Raw genomic sequence first — 21369 nt, forward strand, 5'->3', positions numbered from 1 at the left:
GGACCGGTTCCGGTCCTCCCCGCCCCGTGCCGTGCGGCGGGCGTCATTGCGCGGTGCTGTGGGCCGTGCGCCGTGGGCCGCTCTGCGGCGGCTTCAGCTCGGCGGCCCGCGGCCGTCCCCAGGCGTCGGCCCGCAGGGCAGGCCCTGGTGTCGGGCGCAGGTGTCGGGCCCCGGTGGCTCGCCGCCGTCCCCGGGTCAGGCCTGGGTGTCCGCCTTGCGGCGGCGGACGACGAAGACCGCGCCGGCGCCGAGTGCGATCGCCGCGCCGGCCGTGAGGGCGAGCTGCGAGGTGCCGGAGGCACCGGTCGCGGCGAGGTTGCCGGAGGCGTCCGTGGTGACCGGGGTGGTGGACCGGCCGCCCTGCGGGAGGATGACCTCGGTGGTGTCCTTCACCTTGCCGGGCTTGGACTCGGTGACCTTGCCGGGCTTGCTGCCCGCCGCGAGGATCGAGAAGTTGTACTCCCTGAGGTCGTTGCCACCGCAGGAGCCGTCGGTGTTCCAGTAGTCACCGGCGACGAAGCCGTAGCCGTCGGCCGCCGGGGCCTTGGCGTCGACGATCAGCCGCAGCTTCAGGTCGGCGGACGCGCCGTCCTTCAGGTGGGTGATGGTGCCCGCGTACGAAGCTGCCTCGACGTCCTTGAAGGAGTTCGAGCCGGCCGGGGCGGCCTGGAGGCGCAGCAGCGAATCGACTTCGCCGGAGCCGGACTTCGGGTCGGCGAAGACGGCGGCGAACGGCTGGACCTCGTCGAGTTCCTTGCCGGTGCCGTTGGTGACGCGGAGGGTGAAGTTCACCGTCGTACCGGCGACGACCTTCGACGGCAGGCCGTTGAGGGTGGTGGTGAGGGAGCTGTCGACGACGCACTCGTCGTCCTCGCCCGGCTCGACGGGCGGTTTGGTCGGGTCCACCGGGGGCTTCGTCGGCTCCACCGGCGGCTTCGTCGGGTTGACGGGGGGCTGGGTCGGGTCGGGCTTGGCGGCCTCGGCCTCGGCGGCCTTCAGCGCCTTGTCGGCGAGGTCCTTGGCCGTCTTGGCGGTCTCCAGGGCAGTCGCGGCAGTACCGAGCTTGCGGACCGCCTCGACCCGGGCGTCGTCGTTGGCCTTCACGGCGACCCGGTAGGCGCTGTCGGCCGTCTCCTTGGCGGTGGCCGCCTCGGCGGCCGCGGACTGCGCGTCCTTCACGGCCTTCTCGGCTTCGGCCTTCGCCTCGTCGGTGGCGTCGGTGTCCTTGTTGAGCTTCTCCAGCGCGGCCTCGGCCCCGGCGAGCTTCTCGTCGGCGGCCGTCTTCAGGCCGACGGCGGTCTCGGCGGCCTTCTTCGCCTCGTCGGCCTTCAGCTTCAGCGGTGCCGTGTCGGACACGGCCGCCTCCACGGCGGCGGTGGCGGTCCGGTGGGCGGCTACGGCGGCGTCGTAGGCCTTCTGCGCCTCCGCGGCGGCCTCGGCGAGCTTCTTCAGCTCGGCCTCGGTCGGCTTGGCCTGCTGCCCCTGTGCCTGGGCGAGCGTCGTCGGGTCGGCGGCGAACGCCTGACCGGCCGACAGGAGCAGTACGGGCGTGGTGACGGCGGCGGCCACGGCCGTCGCGAGCATGCGGCGAATCTTCACGCGAGCCTTTTCTTCTAACGGTGAGCGGTCCGAAGCGGACCGGAAGCACGTGGGAGAGCGAAAGAGTGGGGCGCCGCTGCGGAGCCCTGCTCACGCGGGCGGCTGCTCGGAGATCGTACGGCCGGGCAAGGAGCCGGCGTAGGGAGATTCCACACGCGGTGACCGAACGGCGGGACAACCCGCGCACCGAACGCGGACGTTCCGGTCAGTTGCCCGCGGGCCTGCCGGTTTCTCTGTGAGGTGTTTCACAAACGGAAGCGCGGGCGGGTGGCAGCGGAAGGGCCGCAGCGCCCGGTCGAGGCCGGCGCCGGTGAGGTCGCCGAACGCCGCCGGACGCGGGCGCCACGGGGTCGAGGCCGGGGAAGGTGGCCGGCTGGCCCCGCCGGCCCTCCGCCAGACCTCCCACCCGCACGCCAGGTGCCGAACACGACCCCGCGCACCCGCACGCCCGGTGTCACGCAGAACTCCGCACACGCACCCCCGGTACCGCACGCCAACTCCGTGCACGCGCGCCCCGGGTGACTCAGGGGCGCCATTCGGCTGCCGCCGCGGGCGGTCGGAGTGACACGTATCGACACTCAGGCCCACGAGTTACGACGCAACCATTCCCAGAAGCCTCAAGAATCGCTAACTTCCCCTCACATTTGTTCGCACCGAGAGGACTCCTGTGAACGCTTCATCCCGCAGTCGCAGAGCCGTGGCAGCCGTCGCATCCCTGGCGATCGCCACCCCCCTCCTGCTCGCCGCCGCATCTCCCGCCACCGCACAGCGCGGCGGCCCGAACGCGGGCAAGGAGGCCGCCAAACTGGCGAAGAAGCTGGTGAACGACTCCTCAGGCCCGGGGGCCTACCAGCACCTGAAGCAGTTCCAGGCGATAGCCGACTCGGCGGGCGGCAACCGTGCCGCGGGCTCGCTCGGCCACGACGCGTCCGGCGCGTACGTCTTCAGCCTGTTGAAGAAGGCGGGCTACGACGTTCATTACGAGGCGTTCGAGTTCACGTCCATCGTGACGCAGGCCGAGAAGCTGTCGGTGGTCACGCCCGCTCCGCGCGACGTGAAGATCATCGCGATGTCGTACACGAAGTCCACCCCGGCCGGCGGCCTGAACGCGGCGGTCGCGGCCGTACCCGTGGACGCCACCACGGGCTGCGAGGCGGAGGACTACGCTGCCGGATTCGCCGGAAAGATCGCCCTGATCAAGCGCGGCGGCTGCAGCTTCGCGCAGAAGCAGGCGACGGCGGCGACGGCGGGCGCAGCCGCCGCGATCATCTACAACAACGAGGCGGGCGACCTCAACGGCACCCTCGGCAGCCCCGAGGACGGCAAGATCCCGACCGGCGGCATCTCCCAGGCAGACGGCGAGGCGCTGGCCGCCGATGTCGCCAAGGGTCCGGTCACGGTCAACCTGGACATCCGCCAGTCGCAGTCCAAGAAGACCACCCGGAACGTCATCGCGGAGACCAAGGGCGGCAACGCCGCCAACACGGTCATGCTCGGCGCGCACCTGGACTCGGTCGCCGAGGGCCCGGGCATCAACGACAACGCGTCGGGTTCGGCGGGCCTCATCGAGGTCGCCCTCAAGCTCGCCAAGGCCACCAAGAACGGCAAGCAGCCCGCCAACAAGGTCCGGTTCGCCTGGTGGTCCGCGGAGGAGCTTGGCCTGCTCGGCGCCGAGGACTACGTCGCCAAGCTCACCCCCGAGCAGCGCGCGAAGATCAAGCTGTACCTCAACTTCGACATGATCGCCTCGCCGAACTTCGGCCAGTTCGTGTACGACGGCGACGACTCGGACGGCGTCGGCGCGGGCCCCGGCCCGGAGGGCTCGGCCCAGCTGGAGAGGGACATCACCGACTTCCTCGACAGCAAGAAGTTCCCGCACGAGGGCACCGACTTCAGCGGTCGCTCCGACTACGGCCCGTTCATCGAGGTCGGCATCCCGTCGGGCGGCACATTCACCGGCGCCGAGGGCATAAAGACGCCGGCGCAGGCCGCGAAGTTCGGCGGCGAGGCGGGTGTCGCGTACGACAAGTGCTACCACTCGAAGTGCGACGACATCACGAACATCAACCAGAAGGCGCTCGACATCAACGTCGACGTCATCGCCAACGCGGTCGGCACCTACGCGCACGACCTGAGCTCGCTCGGCAAGCCGGTCGTCTCCAAGCCCACCACGGGCGGCGACAGCGGCTCGGGAGGCCACTCGGGCCACGGGCACGACGCGCTGACGTCGTAACGCACGAGGGACTGTCGGGCGGTGGCACGACCCGGGGCTTCCCCGCGGCCGGGCCACCGCCCGCGCTCCCGCCGCAGCACGGTGTCGAACCGCTGCGGCGCAGGACAGCGCACGGAGGCTCCCAGGCACGACGTCGACCGCCGGCGCCGGCAGGCCCGGCGAGTGGCCCCTGCGCCCTCCCTCCGGCTTCTGCCCTCGGCTGCTCCCCACGGTTTCCCGCGTGGGCTTTTCGCCGTGGCTTCTCCCCCTACGCGACCGCTGCCGCCGCTCCCGCCGACCGGGCCGGGCACAGGTCGAAATGGCTGATCCGGCAGGTGTCCGCCGGTATGGCCGACCCCAGGTTGACGGCCGTCCCGTCACCCGCGATCCGCCACCGCTTACCGGCCGGAACGGACCCGACAGCGCGCTCGCCCGGCTCGATCAGGATCCACTTCCCGCGCACCGTCCGATGCCACTCGGCCGACGCCCCGCACCGCTTGCACGAGGTGCCGCCGGAGGTGCGCGGGTCGGGAACCGCCCTCAACTGCCGCGCAGCCGTACCCAGTTCGATCGCCGCCACCGCCAGCACCTCCGCCAGCGGCACCGGATCCCGGCCGCCGTCGGCCCGCGCGCACGACGCGCACACGGCTCGCCCCAGTACCGACCGCCACCTGCCGTGCGGCCCACCGCACGCGTCACATCCGTACGAAGCAACCATGACCCCCACCCGCAAACCGTGTCGTTTACAGCTGACACCGAGAATGCTTCCACAGGGGTCTGACAATCAGTCCTGCGAACTGCATCCGCCCAGGTCAGAGGCGTGGGTGCGGCTTCGGTACGGTTCCGCTCCCCGCTCCGGCACGCCGGTCGCCGTGCGCACAGGGCCCCACTTCTCGGTACCGTTTCCCGCCTGCCTATGCTCAACTCATGGCGGAAACGGCCCAGTTCGAGACGCACCGCGCGCATCTGCGCGCCGTGGCCTACCGCATCACCGGCTCGGTCTCCGACGCCGAGGACGCGGTGCAGGAGGCCTGGTTGCGCTGGCACGCGCTCGACGACGGGACCGCCGACAACCCCCGCGCGTACCTCACCACCACCGTCAGTCGCATCTGTTACGACCAGCTGACCTCGGCCCGCGCCCGCCGCGAGCGCTACGTCGGGCCCTGGCTGCCCGAGCCACTGGTCGCCGCGCCCGCCGCCGACGGGCCCGAGGAACGCGCCACCCTCGACGAGTCCGTCAGTACGGCCGTGCTCGCCCTCCTGGAGACCCTCACCCCCGCCCAGCGCACCGCGTTCGTGCTGCACGACGTCTTCGACGTGCCGTTCCCGGAGATCGCCGAGGCGCTGGGCAAGTCACCGGCGGCGGTCCGGCAGCTCGCGTCGCAGGCACGCAAGCACGTACGGGACGGCAAGCCGCGCCGCACCGTCGACCGCGCCGAGCACCGGCGGGCCGTGGACTCCTTCCTCGCCGCGGTCACCGGTGGAGCCGACCTCGACGCGCTGCTCACCGTCCTCGATCCGCAGGTCGTGTGGCGTTCCGACGGCGGCGGCGTCGTCACCGCCGCCCGCAAGCCGCTTGTCGGAGCGGAACGGGTCGCACAGTTCACCGGGCGCCTGTACCGCGACTTCGGCGCGGGGACCATGCGCCTGCTGCCGTACGAGGTCAACGGCGCGCCCGGACTGATCCTGGACGCGAGTGCGGACGGCTGGACGGGAGCGTTCTCCTTCACCGTCGGCGCGGACGGCCGGATCACCGGCATCGACGTCGTCGTCAACCCGGAGAAGCTCCGTCACCTGGACATCCCGGCGATGTGAGGGGTGCCGGCCCGAACGCGGGTGCACGGTCCCGACCGCGCGTCGCAGGAACGGGGCCGTGTTTCACGTGAAACACGGCCGAGCCGGCCTCTGTTTCTACTCGCCCGCGTGCGCCTCGCGCACCGCCGCGATGTCGATCTTCTTCATCGCGTACAGCGCCTTCGTCGCCCGGGTCGCCTTCGCACCGTCCTCGTCAGCGATGAGTTCGGTCACCTCCTTGGGCGCGACCTGCCAGGACACACCGAACCTGTCCTTCAGCCATCCACAGGGGCCTTCCTCGCCCCCGTTCTCGGTGAGCCTGCTCCAGTAGTGGTCGGTCTCCGCCTGGTCGTCGGTCTCGATCACGAAGGAGACCGCCTCGTTGAACGTGAACTGCGGGCCGCCGTTCAGCGCCATGAACTTCTGGCCGTTCACCTCGAACTCGACGGTCAGGACCGAACCCGCAGGACCGGGCCCAGCCTCCGTGTAATGCAGGGTCTGTCCGCGCGAGCCGTCCTTGAAGACCGACAGGTAGAAGTCCGCCGCCTCCTGTGCCCGGCCGTCGAACCACAGGCAGGTGGTCAATCCGCGAGTACTCATCGTGTGCTCCTCACCGGAACCGCTAGCGGAACCAGAAGTGAATCCGTCTGCCAGGAAAGACTCCGGCCGCCCGCGAAACTCATCGCCGGAAGCACCGGCCCGTGCCCTCTCAGCGCCTTCGGCGCGATGTGCCGAAGATCGACCGGCTGATCTCCCGGCCGAGCTGCGTCCCGATCGACCGGGTGAGGGACTTGAACATCCCGCTGCCGACGACCTGTTCCAGCAACGACGGATCGGCACGCTCAGGGGGCGCCGTCCCCGCGGGCACCTCCGCCGGCGCCTGCAACTTCTCGTACGCCGATTCCCGGTCCACCGCCTGTGCGTAGCGCCCGTACAGCGGCGACGACCTGGCCGCCCGGTCCAGCTCGGTCTCCGCCACCGGCCCCATCAACGACTGCGGCGCCCGCATCCGTACGGCCGCCACGGGCGTCGGGGCGCCCCGCTCGCTCAGCACGGTGACGACCGCCTCGCCCGTGCCCAGGCCCGTCAGCACCTCCTCCAGCGCATACGGGGACCTCGGGAAGGTCTTCACCGTCGCCCGCAGCGCCTTCTCGTCGTCCGGCGTGAAGGCCCGCAGCGCGTGCTGCACCCGGTTGCCGAGCTGGGCCAGGACGTCCGCCGGGACGTCCTTGGGGGTCTGCGTCACGAAGAAGACACCCACCCCCTTCGAGCGGATCAGCCGCACCGTCTGGGTGATCGATTCCAGGAACGCCTTCGACGCCCCGTTGAACAGCAGATGCGCCTCGTCGAAGAAGAAGACGAGCTTCGGCCGGTCCAGGTCGCCGACCTCCGGCAGGTCGTGGAAGAGATCCGCGAGCAGCCACATCAGAAAGGTGGAGAAGAGCTGCGGATTCCGCTGCACGGCCGCCAGCTCCAGCACCGACACCAGTCCGCGCCCGTCCGGCGCCCGCCGCAGCAGTTCGTTCGTGTCGAACTCCGGCTCCCCGAAGAACTCCCCCGCCCCCTGCTGCTCGAACACGGTCAGCGCCCGCAGGATCACACCGGCCGTCACCGTCGACAGCCCGCCGATCCCCTTGAGCTCGGGTCTGCCCACGTCCGACACAAGGAACGCGACGACCGCCCGCAGGTCCTTCAGGTCGACGAGTTCGAGGCCCTTCCGGTCGGCGTAGTGGAAGATCAGTTCGAGCGACTGCTCCTGCGTCCGGTTGAGGCCGAGCACCTTCGACAGGAGTACGGGACCGAAGCTGGTGACCGTGGCGCGCAGCGGGATGCCGGGCCCGGTGCCGCCCAGCGCGTAGAACTCGCACGGGAAACCGGCCGCCGCCCACTGCTGTCCGACGGCCGCCGCCCGTTCCCGCACCTTCTCGTTCTCCTCGCCCGGGGCGGAGATCCCCGACACGTCGCCCTTCACGTCGGCGAGAAAGACCGGAACTCCCTGCGCGGACAGCTGTTCGGCGATCAGTTGCAGGGTCCTGGTCTTGCCCGTGCCGGTCGCGCCCGCGACGAGACCGTGCCGGTTCAGCATCGCGAGCGGGATGCGGATCTGTGCTTCCGGGAGGCACCTGCCGCCCCACAGCAGCGCCCCGAGATCCAGGGCGGGTCCGGTGAAGGCGTATCCCTCAGCCACGGTCTTCGCCCCGGAGCCCGAAGCGGAAGCCGAGGCAGGGGCCGACGCGGGCGCCGAAGCACTGCCCGGGTCACCGGAAGGGGTTACTCCGCTCATCGTTTGCTCCCGTTCTGGCGCTGGATACGACCTTTGCACCCCTGCCTCATGGCTGCGCCCGGAGCACCTCGCCCGGTAGGCTTTCCGTGTGATCTTCAAGCGCATCGGAAACGGCCGGCCGTACCCCGACCACGGCCGGGAAAGCACCCGCCAGTGGGCGGACGTCGCGCCGCGCCCGGTCCGCCTCGATCAGCTCGTCACGACCAAGGGGCAGCTGGACCTGGAGACCCTCCTCGCCGAGGACTCCACCTTCTACGGCGACCTCTTCGCACACGTCGTGAAGTGGCAGGGCGACCTCTACTTGGAGGACGGGCTGCACCGCGCCGTCCGCGCCGCGCTCCAGCAGCGCCAGGTGCTCCACGCGCGCGTCCTCGACCTCGGCTGACCCGGCCGGGCCGTCCACGTGACGGCCCGCTCGACCCGCCCGCGCGCGGCAGACCCCGCACCCGCCCGAGCCCCGGCCGGACCCCGCGCACCCGGCCGGACCCCCGCACCCGGTCGGCGCCGTGCCCCCGTGACCCGCCCCGTGCGGATCCGCCTCAGCCGGGACGACCACGCGCGGCCTTCCCTCACCCGACCGGACGACCGCGCGGTCGCCGGTCGTACGGCACTCGGGTGTCCCATTGGCCCTTTTGGGTCGGTCATTGACCCATTCGTTGATCATTTAGTACGCAAGTCGGCCGGACCGCACTACGCTGCGCCCATGAGCATGCTGACTCCCCCCGGCATGGGCGGAAAGTACCGCGTCACGGGTAACACCTACCCTCGGATGCGCCGCCCCCGTAACCGACGCCGGATCGTCCTCCTGGCGGTGGCCGCCGTCGCGGCCCTCGGTCTCGTCGGCTGGGGAACGCTGCAGCTCATCGACGTGTTCACGGGCGGTGAGAAGACGGCCGTCGCGCGGGGCAAGCAGCACGACTGCAAGCCCGCCACCACCGCACGGGCCGTCACCGCGGCCAAGCCGCCCAAGCCCTCCGACATCAAGGTCAACGTCTACAACGCGACCGCGCGCAGCGGTCTCGCCAAGCAGGTGGGCGAGGAGCTGAAGAAGCGCGGCTTCCAGGTCGTGAAGTTCGCCAACGCCCCCAAGGAGTACGACAAGAAGGTCAAGGGGGCCGCGCTGCTGATCGGCGCGCCCAAGTCCCTCGACGTCCAGCTCCCGGTCCTCGCCACCCAATTGAAGGGCGCCGAGAAGAAGGCCGACGCCCGCGCCGGGCAGGAGGTCGACCTGGTCATCGGCGACAAGTTCAAGTCCCTGGACGCCAAGAAGGACGCGGACACGGCGCTGGCCGCCCTGGCCAAGCCCGCCCCCGCGCCCTCCGGTGACAACTGCTAGAAGCTCGACGGCACCGGCCGCCCGGCACCTGCTCGGGCCCGACGCCGCGGCCCGGCACCTGCTCGGTCTCGGCGTCGGCCGCAGCTCCGCGCCGCCGCGACGGGTGTCCGCCGCTGCGGATGCCTAGTCCGCGGTGCCGTACATCCGGTCGCCCGCGTCGCCGAGGCCCGGCACGATGTAGCCGTTCTCGTTGAGCCGCTCGTCGACGGAAGCCGTCACGACCGTCACGGGCGTCCCCGCCAGCTCGCGCTCCATGACCTCGACGCCCTCGGGCGCGGCCAGCAGCACGACCGCGGTGACGTCGTCCGCACCACGCTTGATGAGCTCACGGATCGCGGCGACCAGGGTGCCGCCGGTGGCGAGCATCGGGTCCAGTACGTAGACCTGGCGGCCGGAGAGGTCCTCGGGCATCCGGGTCGCGTACGTCTCCGCCTGCAGGGTCTCCTCGTTGCGGATCATGCCGAGGAAGCCCACTTCGGCGGTGGGCAGCAGCCGCACCATCCCGTCGAGCATGCCGAGGCCGGCCCGCAGGATAGGGACGACCAGGGGGCGCGGGTGCGACAGCTTGACGCCCGTGGTCGGGGTGACCGGCGTCTCGATCTCGACCTGCTCGGTGCGCACGTCCCGGGTGGCCTCGTAGGCGAGCAGGGTGACCAGCTCGTCGGCGAGGCGCCGGAAGGTGGGGGAATCGGTGCGCTTGTCGCGCAGCGTGGTGAGTTTGTGCGCCACGAGAGGGTGGTCGACGACGTGTATCCGCATGTTTCCACAGTATCCGGACGTGCCGGGGGCGTGCCCGTCGCCGCCCTGCGGTCGCATCATCCCCGCATTCGGAGGGAAGGTGAAGGCGTACCCAGCCCCGCCTCACAGGGACGGTCCGCCCGATGACACAGCAGCCAGACCAGGACGTCGCACAGACCACCGCCCGGCAGACGGCGCAGTCGGCGGAGGAGAACGACGCGGCCCGCAGGCGCCGACGCGCCCAGTTCCTGCGCGAACTCAACGAGGCGAAGGAACTGCGCGACCGCGTCCAGCCGCGGCGGGCGCGGGCGGCCAGGATGCGGCAACAAATGCGGATGCGCACCTTCCGCTGGTAGCCGCCGCGCCCGCGGACGTTCCCGGGACACCCCGGAAAGCTGCACGGAAGCGGCGGGGAACGGGCGGGAAAGACGGGGGAAAAGCGCCCCCGTACGTCGTACCCGGCGGACTGATGCACGACGCAAGAGCCGAAGACCTCTCGCTCGGCCGCGGTTTCTGCCACGATTCCGAGTGGGCGGGGCCGAGCGGAGCACCGCTGAATCGTCACACCTCTGATCAGTGGGAGTCACGGTGTACATCGCCGCACTGCTCGCGCGCACCGAAGACGGTTGGCAAGCGAGCGACACAGAGCTCGACGACGTCGAAACGCTGTCGGATCTCGTCGAACTGGCCCGAGAGGGCTCGGTCGACGACGACACGGTGATCGTCTACATCGAGCAGGAGGACGCCTGGTTCGGCGTCGTCCGCACCGACGACCTGGAGGACCCGCGGATCTACGTCTCCGACGCAGCCGCCGCGGCCCGTTCCTCGTACGGGGAGATCCTCACCGACGAACTGCTCGGCGGGAACGGCGACGACGCCGCCGCCGACCTGGACGCGCTGGACCTCGACGGCACCGAGGACGGCGAAACCCCCGAGCGCACCGGCGAGGAGAGCGCCGGCGAACCGAGCGGCGAGGCGGCCGAGGGCCTCGCCCACGACAGCGGCCCCGCAGTCCCGGTCACGGCGGGCCCGGTCGGTGACCGGCAGATCCTGGCCGACCTGGGCCTGGGCGAGAAGCAGCTCCTGGGCCTGGACAGCGAGGCGCTGTCCGAGATCACGGACGCACTGGGCGCCGCGGAAATCCTGGAGGCAGTGCGCTAGTGCGGCACGTCGCGATTCCCGGACACGATCCGGAGCACGAGGCCGGGCAGTCCTCCGTACGAGGACACGACCCGGAGCACGATCCCGTACGGGATCCGTGGCGTACCACGATGACGCTCGCCCTGGCCGAGGCGGCAGCGGCGGCGGCGGCCGGGGACGTACCGGTCGGCGCCGTCCTGCTGTCCCCGGCCGGGGACGTGCTCGCGCTCGGGCACAACGAGCGTGAGCGGCACGGCGACCCCACCGCGCACGCCGAGGTGCTGGCGCTGCGCAGGGGTGCCCGGAAGCTCGGCGAGTGGCGCCTCCAGGGGTGCACGCTCGTCGTCACCCTGGAGCCGTGCACGATGTGCGCGGGCGCGATCCAGCAGTCGCGGATCGAGCGGGTGGTGTACGGGGCGCACGACCAGAAGGCGGGCGCCGCGGGATCGCTCTGGGACCTCCTGCGGGACCGGCGGCTCAACCACCGGCCCGAGGTGATCGCGGGGGTGCGGGAGGAGGAGTGCGCGGCGCAGCTGACGGCCTTCTTCCGGGACCGGCAGCCGGACCGGCGGACATGACTGCCGTCCGACCGGTGGGCGCGGCGGCCGGACCGGCGGGCGCGAGTTTCGAAGCACTGCCCGCGGTGGGCTAGACTCTGTCTCGGTAGCGTGTCCGAGTGGCCTAAGGAGCACGCCTCGAAAGCGTGTGATGGTGCAAGCTATCCGTGGGTTCAAATCCCACCGCTACCGCCATCGAAGAGCCCCTCCGGGAAACCGGAGGGGCTTTCTTCATGTCTCGGCGCCGAACGGGGTCCGTGAGCCTGGAACGGGTTGCGCCCGGAAGGGGCCCGGCGGCGCGGTGCGGGCTTGCGCGCGCGGAGCGGAGAGAGCGAGAACGCAGAGAGGGGGACGGGGGAAGCGGCACCGGGGGGACAAGCCGCTTCCCCCGATGAGAACGGGCCTCGGTGCCCGCGCCACGGTCGGGGGACCGCACGGCACGGACCCCGCCATGAGGCCTGTTCCTCGCCCGGGGGACTCCTGCCGGATCCCGCCGGGCTCACGGACGATCCTGCCCCTGCCGCAAGCGCGACATCCACGCCAAATGGCCCGTACCCAAGGGTCCTCGGTCCCTCGCGAAGGCGGGTGCGAGGGCGCGAGGGCCCGCTGGTCGAGCGCGTACCGCCACTTGAGTTGTGCGTCCGTACGGTTAGACTCTCGCGACTGCTCAGCGGGCCACAGGGGAGGGTCTGGGCGTGGACATCAAGAAGGCCATTCTGTACATTCTGATCGTTTTCGTGCTTTACACGATCATCGTCTCCCCGGAGAAGGCCGCCAACATGGTCGGGCTAGGCTTCCAGGGCCTGTCCGACGCGGCCCGTGGCATCGGCACGTTCATGACCAACCTGGTGAACTGACCAATCCGGTGGATCCTCCGGCCCGGAGAAGTGACCAGCCCGGTGAAGTGAGCCCGTCCGAGCAGCAGTAGGCCGCTCCTCTTCCCCAAGGAGTGCTCCGTGATCCGCCATCTGGTCCTGCTCAAGCTCAACGAAGGCGTCGACCGCGGCGAGCCGCGTGTGCAGGCCAGCGCGAGGGCCTTCGCCGAACTCGGCGCCGTCATCCCGGAGCTGGAGTTCTGGGAGTGCGCCTGGAACATCAGCGACCGTCCCATCGCGTACGACTTCGCCATCAACTCCGCGGTCGCGGACACCGACGCACTCACGCGTTACGTGGAGCACCCGGCTCACCAGGCCGCCGCCGCGCAGTGGCGCGAGTTCGCCACCTGGGTGATCGCCGACTACCCCTTCTAGTCGCCGGGCCACCGCCGTACCGGCCGTCGGCATCCCTGCCCGCGCCCACCGCCGGGCCCCCGGCCGACCGCAGAAACGCCCGACCCCGCATCTCCCCGATGCGGGGTTTTTGCGTATCTGCGCCCGATATTGCACACAACACGACGTTATGTGGTGCTTGCTTACGGTGCACATGTCTTGTGATGCTATGACCGCTTTTGACGGATGAATGAAACGAAGTGTCAACGTAGCGACCGAAAAAGGGGTGGCGTGCACTGTGCCGGCCAGTACTGCTCCGCAAGCGCCGCCCTCGCAGGGGACGTCCCCCGAAGGGGCCCCCACCGACGCCGCTCCCCCCGACGTCGTCCTCACCGAGACCCCGGAACGCATCCCCGGTGCCCCCGCCGCCCGCACCCGGGGGGCCGACACCCGGGCCCTCACCCAGGTCCTGTTCGGCCAGCTCAAGGGGCTCACCCCGGGCAGCCGCGAGCACGCCCGGGTACGGGCCGCCCTCATCGAGGCGAACCTTCCGCTCGTGCGGTACGCCGCCGCCCGCTTCCGCTCCCGCAACGAGCCCATGGAGGACGTCGTCCAGGTCGGCACCATCGGCCTGATCAACGCCATCGACCGGTTCGACCCGGACCGGGGTGTGCAGTTCCCGACCTTCGCGATGCCCACCGTCGTCGGCGAGATCAAGCGGTACTTCCGTGACAACGTGCGTACCGTGCACGTCCCCCGCCGCCTGCACGAGCTGTGGGTTCAGGTCAACGGAGCCACCGAGGACCTCACCACCGCGCACGGCCGCTCCCCCACGACCGCCGAGATCGCCGAACGGCTCAAGATCTCCGAGGAGGACGTGCTGGCCTGCATCGAAGCGGGACGCAGCTACCACGCCACCTCCCTCGAAGCCGCCCAGGAGGGCGACGGCCTGCCCGGCCTGCTCGACCGCCTCGGCTACGAGGACCCCGCACTGGCCGGAGTCGAGCACCGGGACCTCGTACGGCACCTGCTCGTCCAGCTCCCCGAGCGCGAGCAGCGGATCCTGATGCTGCGCTACTACAGCAATCTGACGCAGTCCCAGATCAGCGCCGAGCTGGGCGTCTCCCAGATGCACGTGTCGCGGTTGCTCGCCCGCAGCTTCGCGCGGCTGCGATCCGCAAATCGGATCGAGGCTTAATCCCCAGGGGTACACCCGGCCGAAAGCTGCTGGGGGAAGAAAAGCCGCACACCCCCTCTTTCCTGCATGTATTTGTCGACTTGGCGCTACAGCGCGTTGCCGACATGTGACATTCTGCTGGAACCGCGTTTGCCGCAGCTCCGCCTCCGGTATTCAGGTGGAGGCTGCTTCCTCCGACGGGAAGCGTCTGCCGCTACCGTCCGCGACCCTAAGAGGGGGTGGCATGTCCGTAGAACAGGGCAGTTCGAAGGTGCTCATCAAGGATGCGCCCGACATGCTCGACCATGCTCCGGTGATCCCTGCGATTCCGCTCCAGCCGGCGGCCGAGCAGGCAAAGCCCGCTCTGGCGGCGGCTGTTGACGGGCCGTCCGTTCAAGCAGCACCGGTCGTCACCCAGCCGGAAGCACTCGACACCCGTACGCTCTCCCGCTCCCTGTTCCTGCGGCTCGCCGTCCTCGAGAAGGACAGCCCGGAACGCACGTACGTCCGTGACACCCTCATCGAACTCAACCTCCCGCTCGTGCGGTACGCCGCCGCGCGCTTCCGCTCCCGCAACGAGCCGATGGAGGACATCGTCCAGGTCGGCACCATCGGCCTGATCAAGGCGATCGACCGCTTCGACTGCCAGCGCGGCGTGGAGTTCCCCACCTTCGCGATGCCGACCGTCGTGGGCGAGATCAAGCGCTTCTTCCGCGACACGTCGTGGTCGGTACGGGTGCCGCGCCGGCTCCAGGAGCTGCGACTGGCCCTCACCAAGGCCAGCGACGAGCTCGCGCAGAAACTGGACCGCTCGCCCACCGTGCCCGAACTCGCCGCGGTGCTCGGGGTGTCCGAGGACGACGTGGTCGACGGCCTCGCCGTGGGCAACGCGTACACGGCCTCGTCGCTGGACTCGCCCTCCCCGGAGGACGACGGCGGCGAGGGCTCCCTGGCGGACCGGCTCGGTTACGAGGACACGGCGCTCGAAGGCGTCGAGTACCGCGAGTCGTTGAAGCCGCTGCTGGCCAAACTGCCGCCGCGCGAGCGCCAGATCATCATGCTGCGGTTCTTCGCGAACATGACGCAGTCGCAGATCGGCGAGGAGGTCGGCATCTCCCAGATGCACGTCTCACGGCTGCTGACCCGCACCCTCTCCCAGCTCCGGGAAGGGCTGATCGCCGACTGACCCGGCGCCCCTCGGGCCGCCGAAGTCGCTGACCCCGTCTGCCGCATGACGAGGCGCCAGGCGGGCTGTCGCGATGTGACTCGGCGTGGACGGTGGGACTGGCGCGGGCCCGCCGTACCGCCCGAGGGCGAGCTGGACTTCGTACCGCCGCAGGCGTCCGACGCGCCTCACGACCTGGCCGTTCGGCATCCGTCGGCAACCCGCCCTCGCACAGCAGGGGTTGATGGTTGCGGGCCGTACGACGTCGGCCGCGTCCTTCGCGTCCGGCGGTACGTCGGCGGACGTCTCCCCCGGGCGCCGGCAGCGCTGCGGGCGGCCGTGGCGGAACAGCGCGTCCGGGAACGTCGGCGTTCTCGACACGCTGCATCGGCGCGTTCGGCGGGGCCGTGCACGTCGTCCAGCCGCCGCCCGGTCCGTGGACCGGACCGGGACCGTGACGTACACCGGGCGCGTGGACCCGGCGGGCGCCGCTGGGTATGCACAGGGACCCGCGAGGTCACCGCCGCCGGGTGCTGAAGAAAGCCGAAAGGTCAGCCGAGGGCGAGCCAGGCCACCGCGGCCAGTACGAGCACGACGGCGACGATGCCGATGATCAGCCCTGTCCTGGGACCCGACGCCTGTGCGGCCGGCTGGGAACGGCGCTGCTGCGCGGGCTCCTCGTCCACGAACGCGCGGAACATCTGCGTGCTGCCCGCCGGGTCGTAGTTGCCCTCGGGACCTTGGCCCTGGGGGGCCTGGGGGTTGTGTGCCATGCGCGAGACCCTAGCGAAGGTGGGGGCCCGAGCGACAGCCCAACCGCCCATATGTACTGAGCTGCGGCTTTACGCGGCCCCACGGACTCCTTGACCGACCGGTCACGGAGCCTTTTGGATTCCTTTGCCCCAGAGGCCCGAAATTAACTTGTCTGAAGCAACCATCTAGTCATACGGTTGCCTAAAGCAACAAGATGCCCCTCGGGGCGACAGCGTGGATCTGGACGTACAGCAGTTCCGGGAGGTGCCGTGGCCGCAAAGAGCCAGTACGAAGAGCTGGCCCGCCAGCTCAGTGCCATAGGTGCCGTGAAGAGAGGGCTCGCCCGCATCCTGCCCGTCGAGTGCCCGCCCGGCTCCGCCGCGGTACTCACCCTTCTCGAACGGCACGGCAACATGCGGCTCAGCCGGCTCGCCGAGCTCATGGCCATCGACATCTCGGTGACCAGTCGACATGTCGCCCATGTCGCCGAGCGTGGCTGGATCGGCCGCTCGCCCGACCCGGGCGACAAGCGGTCCCGCATCCTCCACCTCACCGATGCGGGGAGCGCCGTGCTGCACGAGCTCTCCCTGCGCACCACCGACGTCCTCGCCCACACCCTCGGGGACTGGTCCGACGACGAGGTCGGACAGCTCAACACCATGCTCGCCCGGCTGCGCGACAGCTTCGGCGACTGCCGCTCGTGGACCTCCGCACCGCACGACTGCGGCGCACTCGCCCCGTCGGGCGGCCCCCTCACGACTTCCGCGATACCCGCAACACCTGCGTAAAGGAAAAGGATTCAATTGGCTACGACCACACCGACCGGTGTGCGGGGCGGCCACGCCAAGCACGGAGCCCACCCGGCTCCTGCTCCCGACAGCGCCGCACCGATGACACACCGCCAGATCATGGAAGCCCTGGCGGGCCTCCTGCTCGGCATGTTCGTCGCGATGCTGTCGTCGACCATCGTGTCGAACGCCCTCCCCGAGATCATCCGCGACCTCGACGGCACCCAGTCCGCGTACACCTGGGTCGTCACGGCGGCGATGCTGTCGATGGCGGTCACCACCCCCATCTGGGGCAAGATGGCCGACCTCTTCAGCAAGAAGCTGCTCGTCCAGATATCCCTGGTGATCTTCGTGATCGGTTCGGCGCTGGCCGGCCTGTCGCAGAACACCGGGACCCTGATCGCCTTCCGTGTCCTGCAGGGCATCGGAACCGGTGGTCTGGTCGCGCTCTCCCAGATCGTCATCGCCGCGATGATCCCGCCGCGCGAGCGCGGCCGGTACTCCGGCTACATCGGCGCCACGTTCGCGGTCGCCACCGTGGGCGGCCCGCTGCTCGGCGGCGTCATCACCGACACCTCGTGGCTCGGCTGGCGCTGGTGCTTCTACGTAGGCGTGCCCTTCGCCGCCTTCGCGCTGATCATCCTCCAGAAGACGCTGCACCTCCCGGTGGTCAAGCGCAAGGTCAGGATCGACTGGCTCGGCGCGTTCTTCCTGGCCGCCTCCGCGTCGCTGCTGATGATCTGGGTGACCCTCGCGGGCGACAACTACGACTGGATCTCCTGGCAGACCTACGCCATGGTCGGCGGCTCGATCGTGCTCGCCGCGCTGTTCATCGTCGTCGAGACCAAGGCCGCCGAGCCGCTGATCCCGCTGCGCTTCTTCCGCAACCGCACGATCGCGCTGACCGCCGCGGCGAGCCTCTTCGTGGGTGTCGCGATGTTCGGTTCGACCGTCTTCCTGAGCCAGTACTTCCAGCTCGCCCGGGACAAGTCGCCGACGATGTCCGGCGTCATGACCATCCCGATGATCGCCGGCCTGTTCCTCTCCTCGACGATCTCCGGCGCGGTCATCACCAAGACCGGCCGCTGGAAGGGCTTCCTCGTCGGCGGCGGCGTCGGCCTGGTCGCGGGCCTCGGTCTGCTGTCCACCATCGCGTACGACACCGACTACTGGCAGGTCGCCATCTACATGGCGGTCCTCGGCCTCGGCCTCGGCATGATGATGCAGAACCTGGTGCTCGCCTCGCAGAACCAGGTCAAGCCGCAGGACCTCGGCTCGGCCAGCTCGCTGATCACCTTCACCCGCACCCTGGGCGGCACGCTCGGCGTCTCCGCACTCGGCGCGGTCCTCTCCACCCGGATCACGCACTACGTCGAGGACGGCCTGGAGAAGGCACACATCCAGCTCCCGCCCGGCAGCGCGGCCTCCGGCAACAGCATCCCCGACATGGACAAGCTGCCGGCCCCGCTGCGGACCGTCATGGAGAGCGCGTACGGCGACGGTGTCGCGGACCTGTTCCTCTACGCCGCCCCGATCGCCCTGCTCGGCCTGATCATGGTCGTCTTCGTCAAGGAGGTCGCCCTGAAGACCACGCACGACGGCGACATCCCCGCCACGGTCGCCACCGGCGCCCCGGCCGCGACCCCGGTCGAGGCCGCCGCCGGAGGCATGGGCACGGCCACCGCCGAGACCTTCGAGGACCGTACGAGGGAGGAGCAGACGATGCCCCTGCCCGCCACCCCGCCCACCGGGCGGACCCTGCACGGCACCGTGCGCACCGCCGAAGGCACCTCGGTGCGCGGCGCGGCCGTCACGCTGATCTCCCTCGCGGGACGCCAGCTCGGCCGTTCGGTGGCCCAGCCCGACGGGCGCTACGCCGTGGACGCCCCGAGCGCGGGCTCGTACGTGCTGATCGCCTCGGCGGACGGCTTCCAGCCGCAGGCGTCGACCGTGACCGTCGGCGACGAGCCGATGGCGTACGACATCCTGCTCTCCGGCACGAGCGGCCTGAGCGGTGCGGTGCGCAGCGCCGCCGACGGTACGGGCGTCCCGGACGCGATGGTCATCGTGACCGACGTGCGCGGCGACGTGCTGGCCACCGGCACGTCCGGACGGAACGGCGACTTCGCCTTCGGCGAGCTGGTCCCGGGGCCGGTCACCGTGGCGGTCAACGCGGCCGGGTTCCGGCCGATGGCCCTGCCGGTGGAAATCGGCGGCACGGGCATCACCCGGGTCGAGGCGGTCCTGCAGGCCGGGGCCCTGGTCCAGGGCACCGTACGGGCCGGCACCGCCCGCCGGCCGCTTCCGGACGCCCGCGTCACGCTCGTGGACGCGGCGGGCAACGTGGTCGCCACCTCCACGACCGGTGAGGACGGCGCGTACGCCTTCACCGACCTGGACACGGGCGAGTACACGGTCATCGCGACCGGCTACCCGCCGGTGGCGGGCAACCTGACGGTGGCGGGGCGCGGCGTGGACGCGCACGACATCGAACTCGCCCACCCCGGCGAGTAACGCACACCTCCGGCCCGGGGGCGCGTGCCGAGCGGAGGCGCGGCCCGGGGCCGGGGACGACGGGGCGGCAGGCAGGGGACGGCCTGCCGCCCCTTCTTCACTCCTCCGGTTCGAGATACGTACGAGACAGATGCAGGCAGGTATCGGTATGGGACTTCGCGCACAGGTACGGACCCGGGACGGCTGGGCCGTGCAGCACGCCGTGGTGACCGTCACCGACATGACCGGCACGCAGGTGCTGCGGGCCGCCGCCGACCCGGACGGGACGGTCACCGACGGCGCGGCGCTGCCGGCCGGCCCGTACACGGTCATCGTGACCGCCGTCGGCTACGCGCCCGTCGCCTCGACCGCGCTGGTCACGGCGGCCGGGCGGATCGACGCGGGCAACGTGGTGCTGACGCGGCAGGGCGGCGTGGAGCTTCCGCCGCCGGGGACGTGGGCCGTCGACCCCGTGCACTCGTCGGTCGGCGCGGTCGCCCAGCACCTGGGGATCTCCAGCGTGCGCGGGCGCTTCACGGAGTTCGCGGGGACGATCGAGATCGCCGAGGACGTGGCGAAGTCGCGGGTCGAGGCGGTCATCTCGGCCGGGTCGATCGACACCGGTAACGCGATGCGCGACGGGCACCTGAAGTCGCCCGACTTCCTGGACACGGACACCTACCCGCAGATCACCTACCGGAGTACCGGGCTGGTGCCGGCCGGTCCGGACCGGTGGACGGTCCAGGGGCAGCTGTCGCTGCACGGGGTCGTACGGGACGTGGATCTCGACCTCAGCTATCTCGGTACGGGACCGGACCCGTGGGGCGGCGTGCGGGCGGCGTTCCACGCCACGGCGGACCTGCGGCGGGACGACTTCGCGATGAACTACAACCAGGTGGTGCAGGCGGGGATCTCGGCGATCGGCGCGACGCTGAGGGTGGAGCTGGACATACAGGCGGTACAGGGGCAGCTCCCAAAGGGGTGAGGGGTTCCCGCATAGAGCCAGCCCCTCGTGCGACGGAGCCGCCCCCTCCCGTCGCCCCCTCGTGCCACGTCGCCGCCCCTCCCCGGTAGCCCTCTTGGGCGGCGGGGCCGCCCCCGGGGGCGGAACGGGCGGGCAAGGGGGCGGCCCCCACGCGGAGCGCGCACCCCCGGCCCCACGTCCCGCCCCCCAGGCACGCCCCGCCCCCCCCACGCCCCACGGGCGGGCGGCGCGCGGCCCCGCCGAGCGCGGTGGCTGAGCGAGGCCGGGGGGCGGCGCCGCCGCGTGAGGGCGAGGCCGCGCCGTCGCGCCGGGTTCAGCCGCGGTTGGCAAAGGCACCGGGTTTGGGCGGGCTGCCTCCGGTCTGCATCACCAGCTCCGCGCACAGCTCCCGCAACTTCACGTTCCGCCCCTGCGAAGCCTTCCGCAGGACGCCCAGCGCCTCGTCCGCCGGGCATCGCTGACGGGCCATCACGATGCCTATGGCCTGGTCGATGACATACCGGGATCGCATCGCCGCCCGCAGGTCCTCCGCCGCCTCCGCCTCCGCCTCGATGCGCTGCGCGACGGCGACCGCGCCCGCCGCCTGTTCGGAGAAGCGGCGGGCGATCTCCATGTCCTCCTGGAACGCCCTCGGTTTCCGCGAGTAGAGGTTGAGCGCCCCCACCGTGTTCCGCCGCACGTCGGGCGTGGAACGTCTGGGCGGATCCGCCACCCTCACCTGCACCGACAAGGGCGCCGCGAACACCGACCTGATGCCCTGGGCGGCGGCGAGCCGGGGGTAGGGTCCCCACCGCTGCTCGCTGAGCGTGTCGGCGACGTACATCTCGACACCCTTCTCCAGGCTGCACACGCACGGCCCGGCCTCCACGTCGTACTGGAGGGCGTCGAGCACCAGCGCCTCGCTGTCACTGGTCGCGGTCGTCACCAGTCGACCGCCCCTGTGCATCGTGACGCTGCACGAGTCGGCGCTGTCGACCATGCGCACCGCCTGCACTGTCAGTTCCTGGAGGAAGGAGTCCAGGCCCCGCCAGTCGGCGAGTGCGTCGTGCACCGAACCGAGGTCGAATCCGGTGTGCGGCGTGCTGGACCGCCCCGGGTCCGCGCCTACGTCAGTGGTGTCCGTCATGTCTCCGCTGGTGC

At 70.9% G+C, this 21369-nt stretch carries 21 protein-coding genes and 1 tRNA gene; 15 read left to right on the forward strand and 7 right to left on the reverse strand.

The annotated features are described in order from the left end of the window. Positions 1-195 precede the first annotated feature (195 nt). A complete protein-coding gene (locus HNQ79_RS18050; protein WP_185032260.1) occupies positions 196-1599 on the reverse strand; it encodes an LPXTG cell wall anchor domain-containing protein in 1404 nt (467 codons plus the stop codon). A 697-nt stretch (positions 1600-2296) separates the two neighbouring features. Here HNQ79_RS18050 and HNQ79_RS18055 point away from each other — a divergent pair. Beyond that, positions 2297-3832, forward strand: coding sequence for a M28 family metallopeptidase (locus HNQ79_RS18055; protein WP_185032262.1), 1536 nt, complete (start codon positions 2297-2299; stop codon positions 3830-3832). Positions 3833-4079: 247 nt separating this feature from the next. Here the strand turns inward: HNQ79_RS18055 and HNQ79_RS18060 are convergent, their stop codons facing one another. After that, on the reverse strand, positions 4080-4457 hold the full coding sequence (locus tag HNQ79_RS18060) for a DUF6083 domain-containing protein (protein ID WP_185032264.1): 378 nt from the start codon (positions 4455-4457) through the stop codon (positions 4080-4082). A gap of 281 nt (positions 4458-4738) precedes the next feature. Here HNQ79_RS18060 and sigJ point away from each other — a divergent pair, with 281 nt between their 5' ends. Beyond that, complete coding sequence (sigJ, locus tag HNQ79_RS18065) at positions 4739-5626, forward strand: RNA polymerase sigma factor SigJ (RefSeq protein WP_185032266.1); 888 nt, start codon at positions 4739-4741, stop codon at positions 5624-5626. Between the two features lie 96 nt (positions 5627-5722). On the opposite strand, the gene HNQ79_RS18070 is transcribed toward sigJ, so the two are convergent. Together HNQ79_RS18070 and HNQ79_RS18075 are read right to left on the reverse strand one after the other, a co-directional pair. Continuing rightward, on the reverse strand, positions 5723-6205 hold the full coding sequence (locus tag HNQ79_RS18070) for a VOC family protein (RefSeq protein WP_185032268.1): 483 nt from the start codon (positions 6203-6205) through the stop codon (positions 5723-5725). Between the two features lie 109 nt (positions 6206-6314). Continuing rightward, positions 6315-7889, reverse strand: coding sequence for a helicase HerA-like domain-containing protein (locus HNQ79_RS18075; RefSeq protein ID WP_185032270.1), 1575 nt, complete (start codon positions 7887-7889; stop codon positions 6315-6317). A gap of 88 nt (positions 7890-7977) precedes the next feature. Between HNQ79_RS18075 and HNQ79_RS18080 the strand changes: the two genes are divergently transcribed. Together HNQ79_RS18080 and HNQ79_RS18085 are read left to right on the forward strand one after the other, a co-directional pair. After that, positions 7978-8274: a type II toxin-antitoxin system VapB family antitoxin gene (locus tag HNQ79_RS18080; protein WP_096626547.1), complete on the forward strand. Its 297-nt coding sequence runs from the start codon at positions 7978-7980 to the stop codon at positions 8272-8274. A 318-nt stretch (positions 8275-8592) separates the two neighbouring features. Beyond that, positions 8593-9225 (forward strand): LytR C-terminal domain-containing protein, encoded by a 633-nt coding sequence (locus HNQ79_RS18085; RefSeq protein WP_185032272.1) that lies wholly within the window; start codon positions 8593-8595, stop codon positions 9223-9225. A 123-nt stretch (positions 9226-9348) separates the two neighbouring features. On the opposite strand, the gene upp is transcribed toward HNQ79_RS18085, so the two are convergent. After that, entirely contained in the window at positions 9349-9984 is a 636-nt protein-coding gene (gene upp / locus HNQ79_RS18090; protein WP_185032274.1) for a uracil phosphoribosyltransferase, read from the reverse strand. A 122-nt stretch (positions 9985-10106) separates the two neighbouring features. On the opposite strand from upp, the gene HNQ79_RS18095 reads away from it, so the two are divergent. The 8 genes from HNQ79_RS18095 (at position 10107) to HNQ79_RS18130 (ending at position 15231) form a co-directional block, all read left to right on the forward strand. Further along, positions 10107-10319, forward strand: a complete 213-nt coding sequence (locus HNQ79_RS18095; protein WP_185032276.1) for a hypothetical protein — start codon at positions 10107-10109, stop codon at positions 10317-10319. Positions 10320-10551: 232 nt separating this feature from the next. Beyond that, the gene (locus HNQ79_RS18100) at positions 10552-11124 is read left to right on the forward strand and encodes a tRNA adenosine deaminase-associated protein (RefSeq protein WP_185032278.1); all 573 of its coding nucleotides are present in this window, start codon (positions 10552-10554) and stop codon (positions 11122-11124) included. A gap of 110 nt (positions 11125-11234) precedes the next feature. Further along, complete coding sequence (gene tadA, locus HNQ79_RS18105) at positions 11235-11681, forward strand: tRNA adenosine(34) deaminase TadA (RefSeq protein WP_185032668.1); 447 nt, start codon at positions 11235-11237, stop codon at positions 11679-11681. 84 nt (positions 11682-11765) lie between these two features. After that, positions 11766-11855 (forward strand) — tRNA-Ser (locus HNQ79_RS18110). A gap of 500 nt (positions 11856-12355) precedes the next feature. After that, positions 12356-12517: a hypothetical protein gene (locus tag HNQ79_RS18115; protein ID WP_185032280.1), complete on the forward strand. Its 162-nt coding sequence runs from the start codon at positions 12356-12358 to the stop codon at positions 12515-12517. Positions 12518-12616: 99 nt separating this feature from the next. Continuing rightward, positions 12617-12910 (forward strand): Dabb family protein, encoded by a 294-nt coding sequence (locus tag HNQ79_RS18120; RefSeq protein WP_185032282.1) that lies wholly within the window; start codon positions 12617-12619, stop codon positions 12908-12910. A 256-nt stretch (positions 12911-13166) separates the two neighbouring features. Continuing rightward, positions 13167-14066: an RNA polymerase sigma factor SigF gene (locus HNQ79_RS18125; protein WP_373312482.1), complete on the forward strand. Its 900-nt coding sequence runs from the start codon at positions 13167-13169 to the stop codon at positions 14064-14066. Positions 14067-14289: 223 nt separating this feature from the next. Continuing rightward, the gene (locus HNQ79_RS18130; protein WP_185032286.1) at positions 14290-15231 is read left to right on the forward strand and encodes an RNA polymerase sigma factor SigF; all 942 of its coding nucleotides are present in this window, start codon (positions 14290-14292) and stop codon (positions 15229-15231) included. 530 nt (positions 15232-15761) lie between these two features. Here the strand turns inward: HNQ79_RS18130 and HNQ79_RS18135 are convergent. Continuing rightward, on the reverse strand, positions 15762-15983 hold the full coding sequence (locus tag HNQ79_RS18135) for a hypothetical protein (RefSeq protein WP_185032288.1): 222 nt from the start codon (positions 15981-15983) through the stop codon (positions 15762-15764). A 249-nt stretch (positions 15984-16232) separates the two neighbouring features. Here HNQ79_RS18135 and HNQ79_RS18140 point away from each other — a divergent pair, with 249 nt between their 5' ends. The 3 genes from HNQ79_RS18140 (at position 16233) to HNQ79_RS18150 (ending at position 20229) form a co-directional block, all read left to right on the forward strand. Next, the gene (locus HNQ79_RS18140) at positions 16233-16751 is read left to right on the forward strand and encodes a MarR family winged helix-turn-helix transcriptional regulator (protein WP_185032290.1); all 519 of its coding nucleotides are present in this window, start codon (positions 16233-16235) and stop codon (positions 16749-16751) included. 102 nt (positions 16752-16853) lie between these two features. Next, complete coding sequence (locus tag HNQ79_RS18145; protein ID WP_506005051.1) at positions 16854-19265, forward strand: DHA2 family efflux MFS transporter permease subunit; 2412 nt, start codon at positions 16854-16856, stop codon at positions 19263-19265. A 148-nt stretch (positions 19266-19413) separates the two neighbouring features. Next, positions 19414-20229 carry a YceI family protein gene (locus HNQ79_RS18150; protein ID WP_185032294.1) on the forward strand — a complete coding sequence of 272 codons (816 nt, stop codon included), beginning with the start codon at positions 19414-19416 and terminating at the stop codon, positions 20227-20229. Positions 20230-20542: 313 nt separating this feature from the next. Here HNQ79_RS18150 and HNQ79_RS18155 read toward each other — a convergent pair whose 3' ends face one another. Further along, on the reverse strand, positions 20543-21355 hold the full coding sequence (locus HNQ79_RS18155; protein WP_185032296.1) for a GAF and ANTAR domain-containing protein: 813 nt from the start codon (positions 21353-21355) through the stop codon (positions 20543-20545). Between the last annotated feature and the right edge of the window lie 14 nt (positions 21356-21369).

This window comes from Streptomyces candidus, from assembly GCF_014207445.1.
GTDB lineage: Bacteria > Actinomycetota > Actinomycetes > Streptomycetales > Streptomycetaceae > Streptomyces > Streptomyces candidus.

Excerpts from the sequence above, each read along its gene's own strand:
- HNQ79_RS18150 (WP_185032294.1), top strand. The coding sequence starts at position 19,414 with ATGGGACTTCGCGCACAGGTACGGACCCGGGACGGCTGGGCCGTGCAG.
- tadA (WP_185032668.1), top strand. The coding sequence starts at position 11,235 with ATGACGCTCGCCCTGGCCGAGGCGGCAGCGGCGGCGGCGGCCGGGGAC.
- HNQ79_RS18145 (WP_506005051.1), top strand. The coding sequence starts at position 16,854 with ATGACACACCGCCAGATCATGGAAGCCCTGGCGGGCCTCCTGCTCGGC.
- HNQ79_RS18070 (WP_185032268.1), bottom strand. The coding sequence starts at position 6,205 with ATGAGTACTCGCGGATTGACCACCTGCCTGTGGTTCGACGGCCGGGCA.
- HNQ79_RS18085 (WP_185032272.1), top strand. The coding sequence starts at position 8,593 with ATGAGCATGCTGACTCCCCCCGGCATGGGCGGAAAGTACCGCGTCACG.
- HNQ79_RS18095 (WP_185032276.1), top strand. The coding sequence starts at position 10,107 with ATGACACAGCAGCCAGACCAGGACGTCGCACAGACCACCGCCCGGCAG.
- upp (WP_185032274.1), bottom strand. The coding sequence starts at position 9,984 with ATGCGGATACACGTCGTCGACCACCCTCTCGTGGCGCACAAACTCACC.
- HNQ79_RS18130 (WP_185032286.1), top strand. The coding sequence starts at position 14,290 with ATGTCCGTAGAACAGGGCAGTTCGAAGGTGCTCATCAAGGATGCGCCC.
- HNQ79_RS18075 (WP_185032270.1), bottom strand. The coding sequence starts at position 7,889 with ATGAGCGGAGTAACCCCTTCCGGTGACCCGGGCAGTGCTTCGGCGCCC.
- HNQ79_RS18155 (WP_185032296.1), bottom strand. The coding sequence starts at position 21,355 with ATGACGGACACCACTGACGTAGGCGCGGACCCGGGGCGGTCCAGCACG.
- sigJ (WP_185032266.1), top strand. The coding sequence starts at position 4,739 with ATGGCGGAAACGGCCCAGTTCGAGACGCACCGCGCGCATCTGCGCGCC.
- HNQ79_RS18135 (WP_185032288.1), bottom strand. The coding sequence starts at position 15,983 with ATGGCACACAACCCCCAGGCCCCCCAGGGCCAAGGTCCCGAGGGCAAC.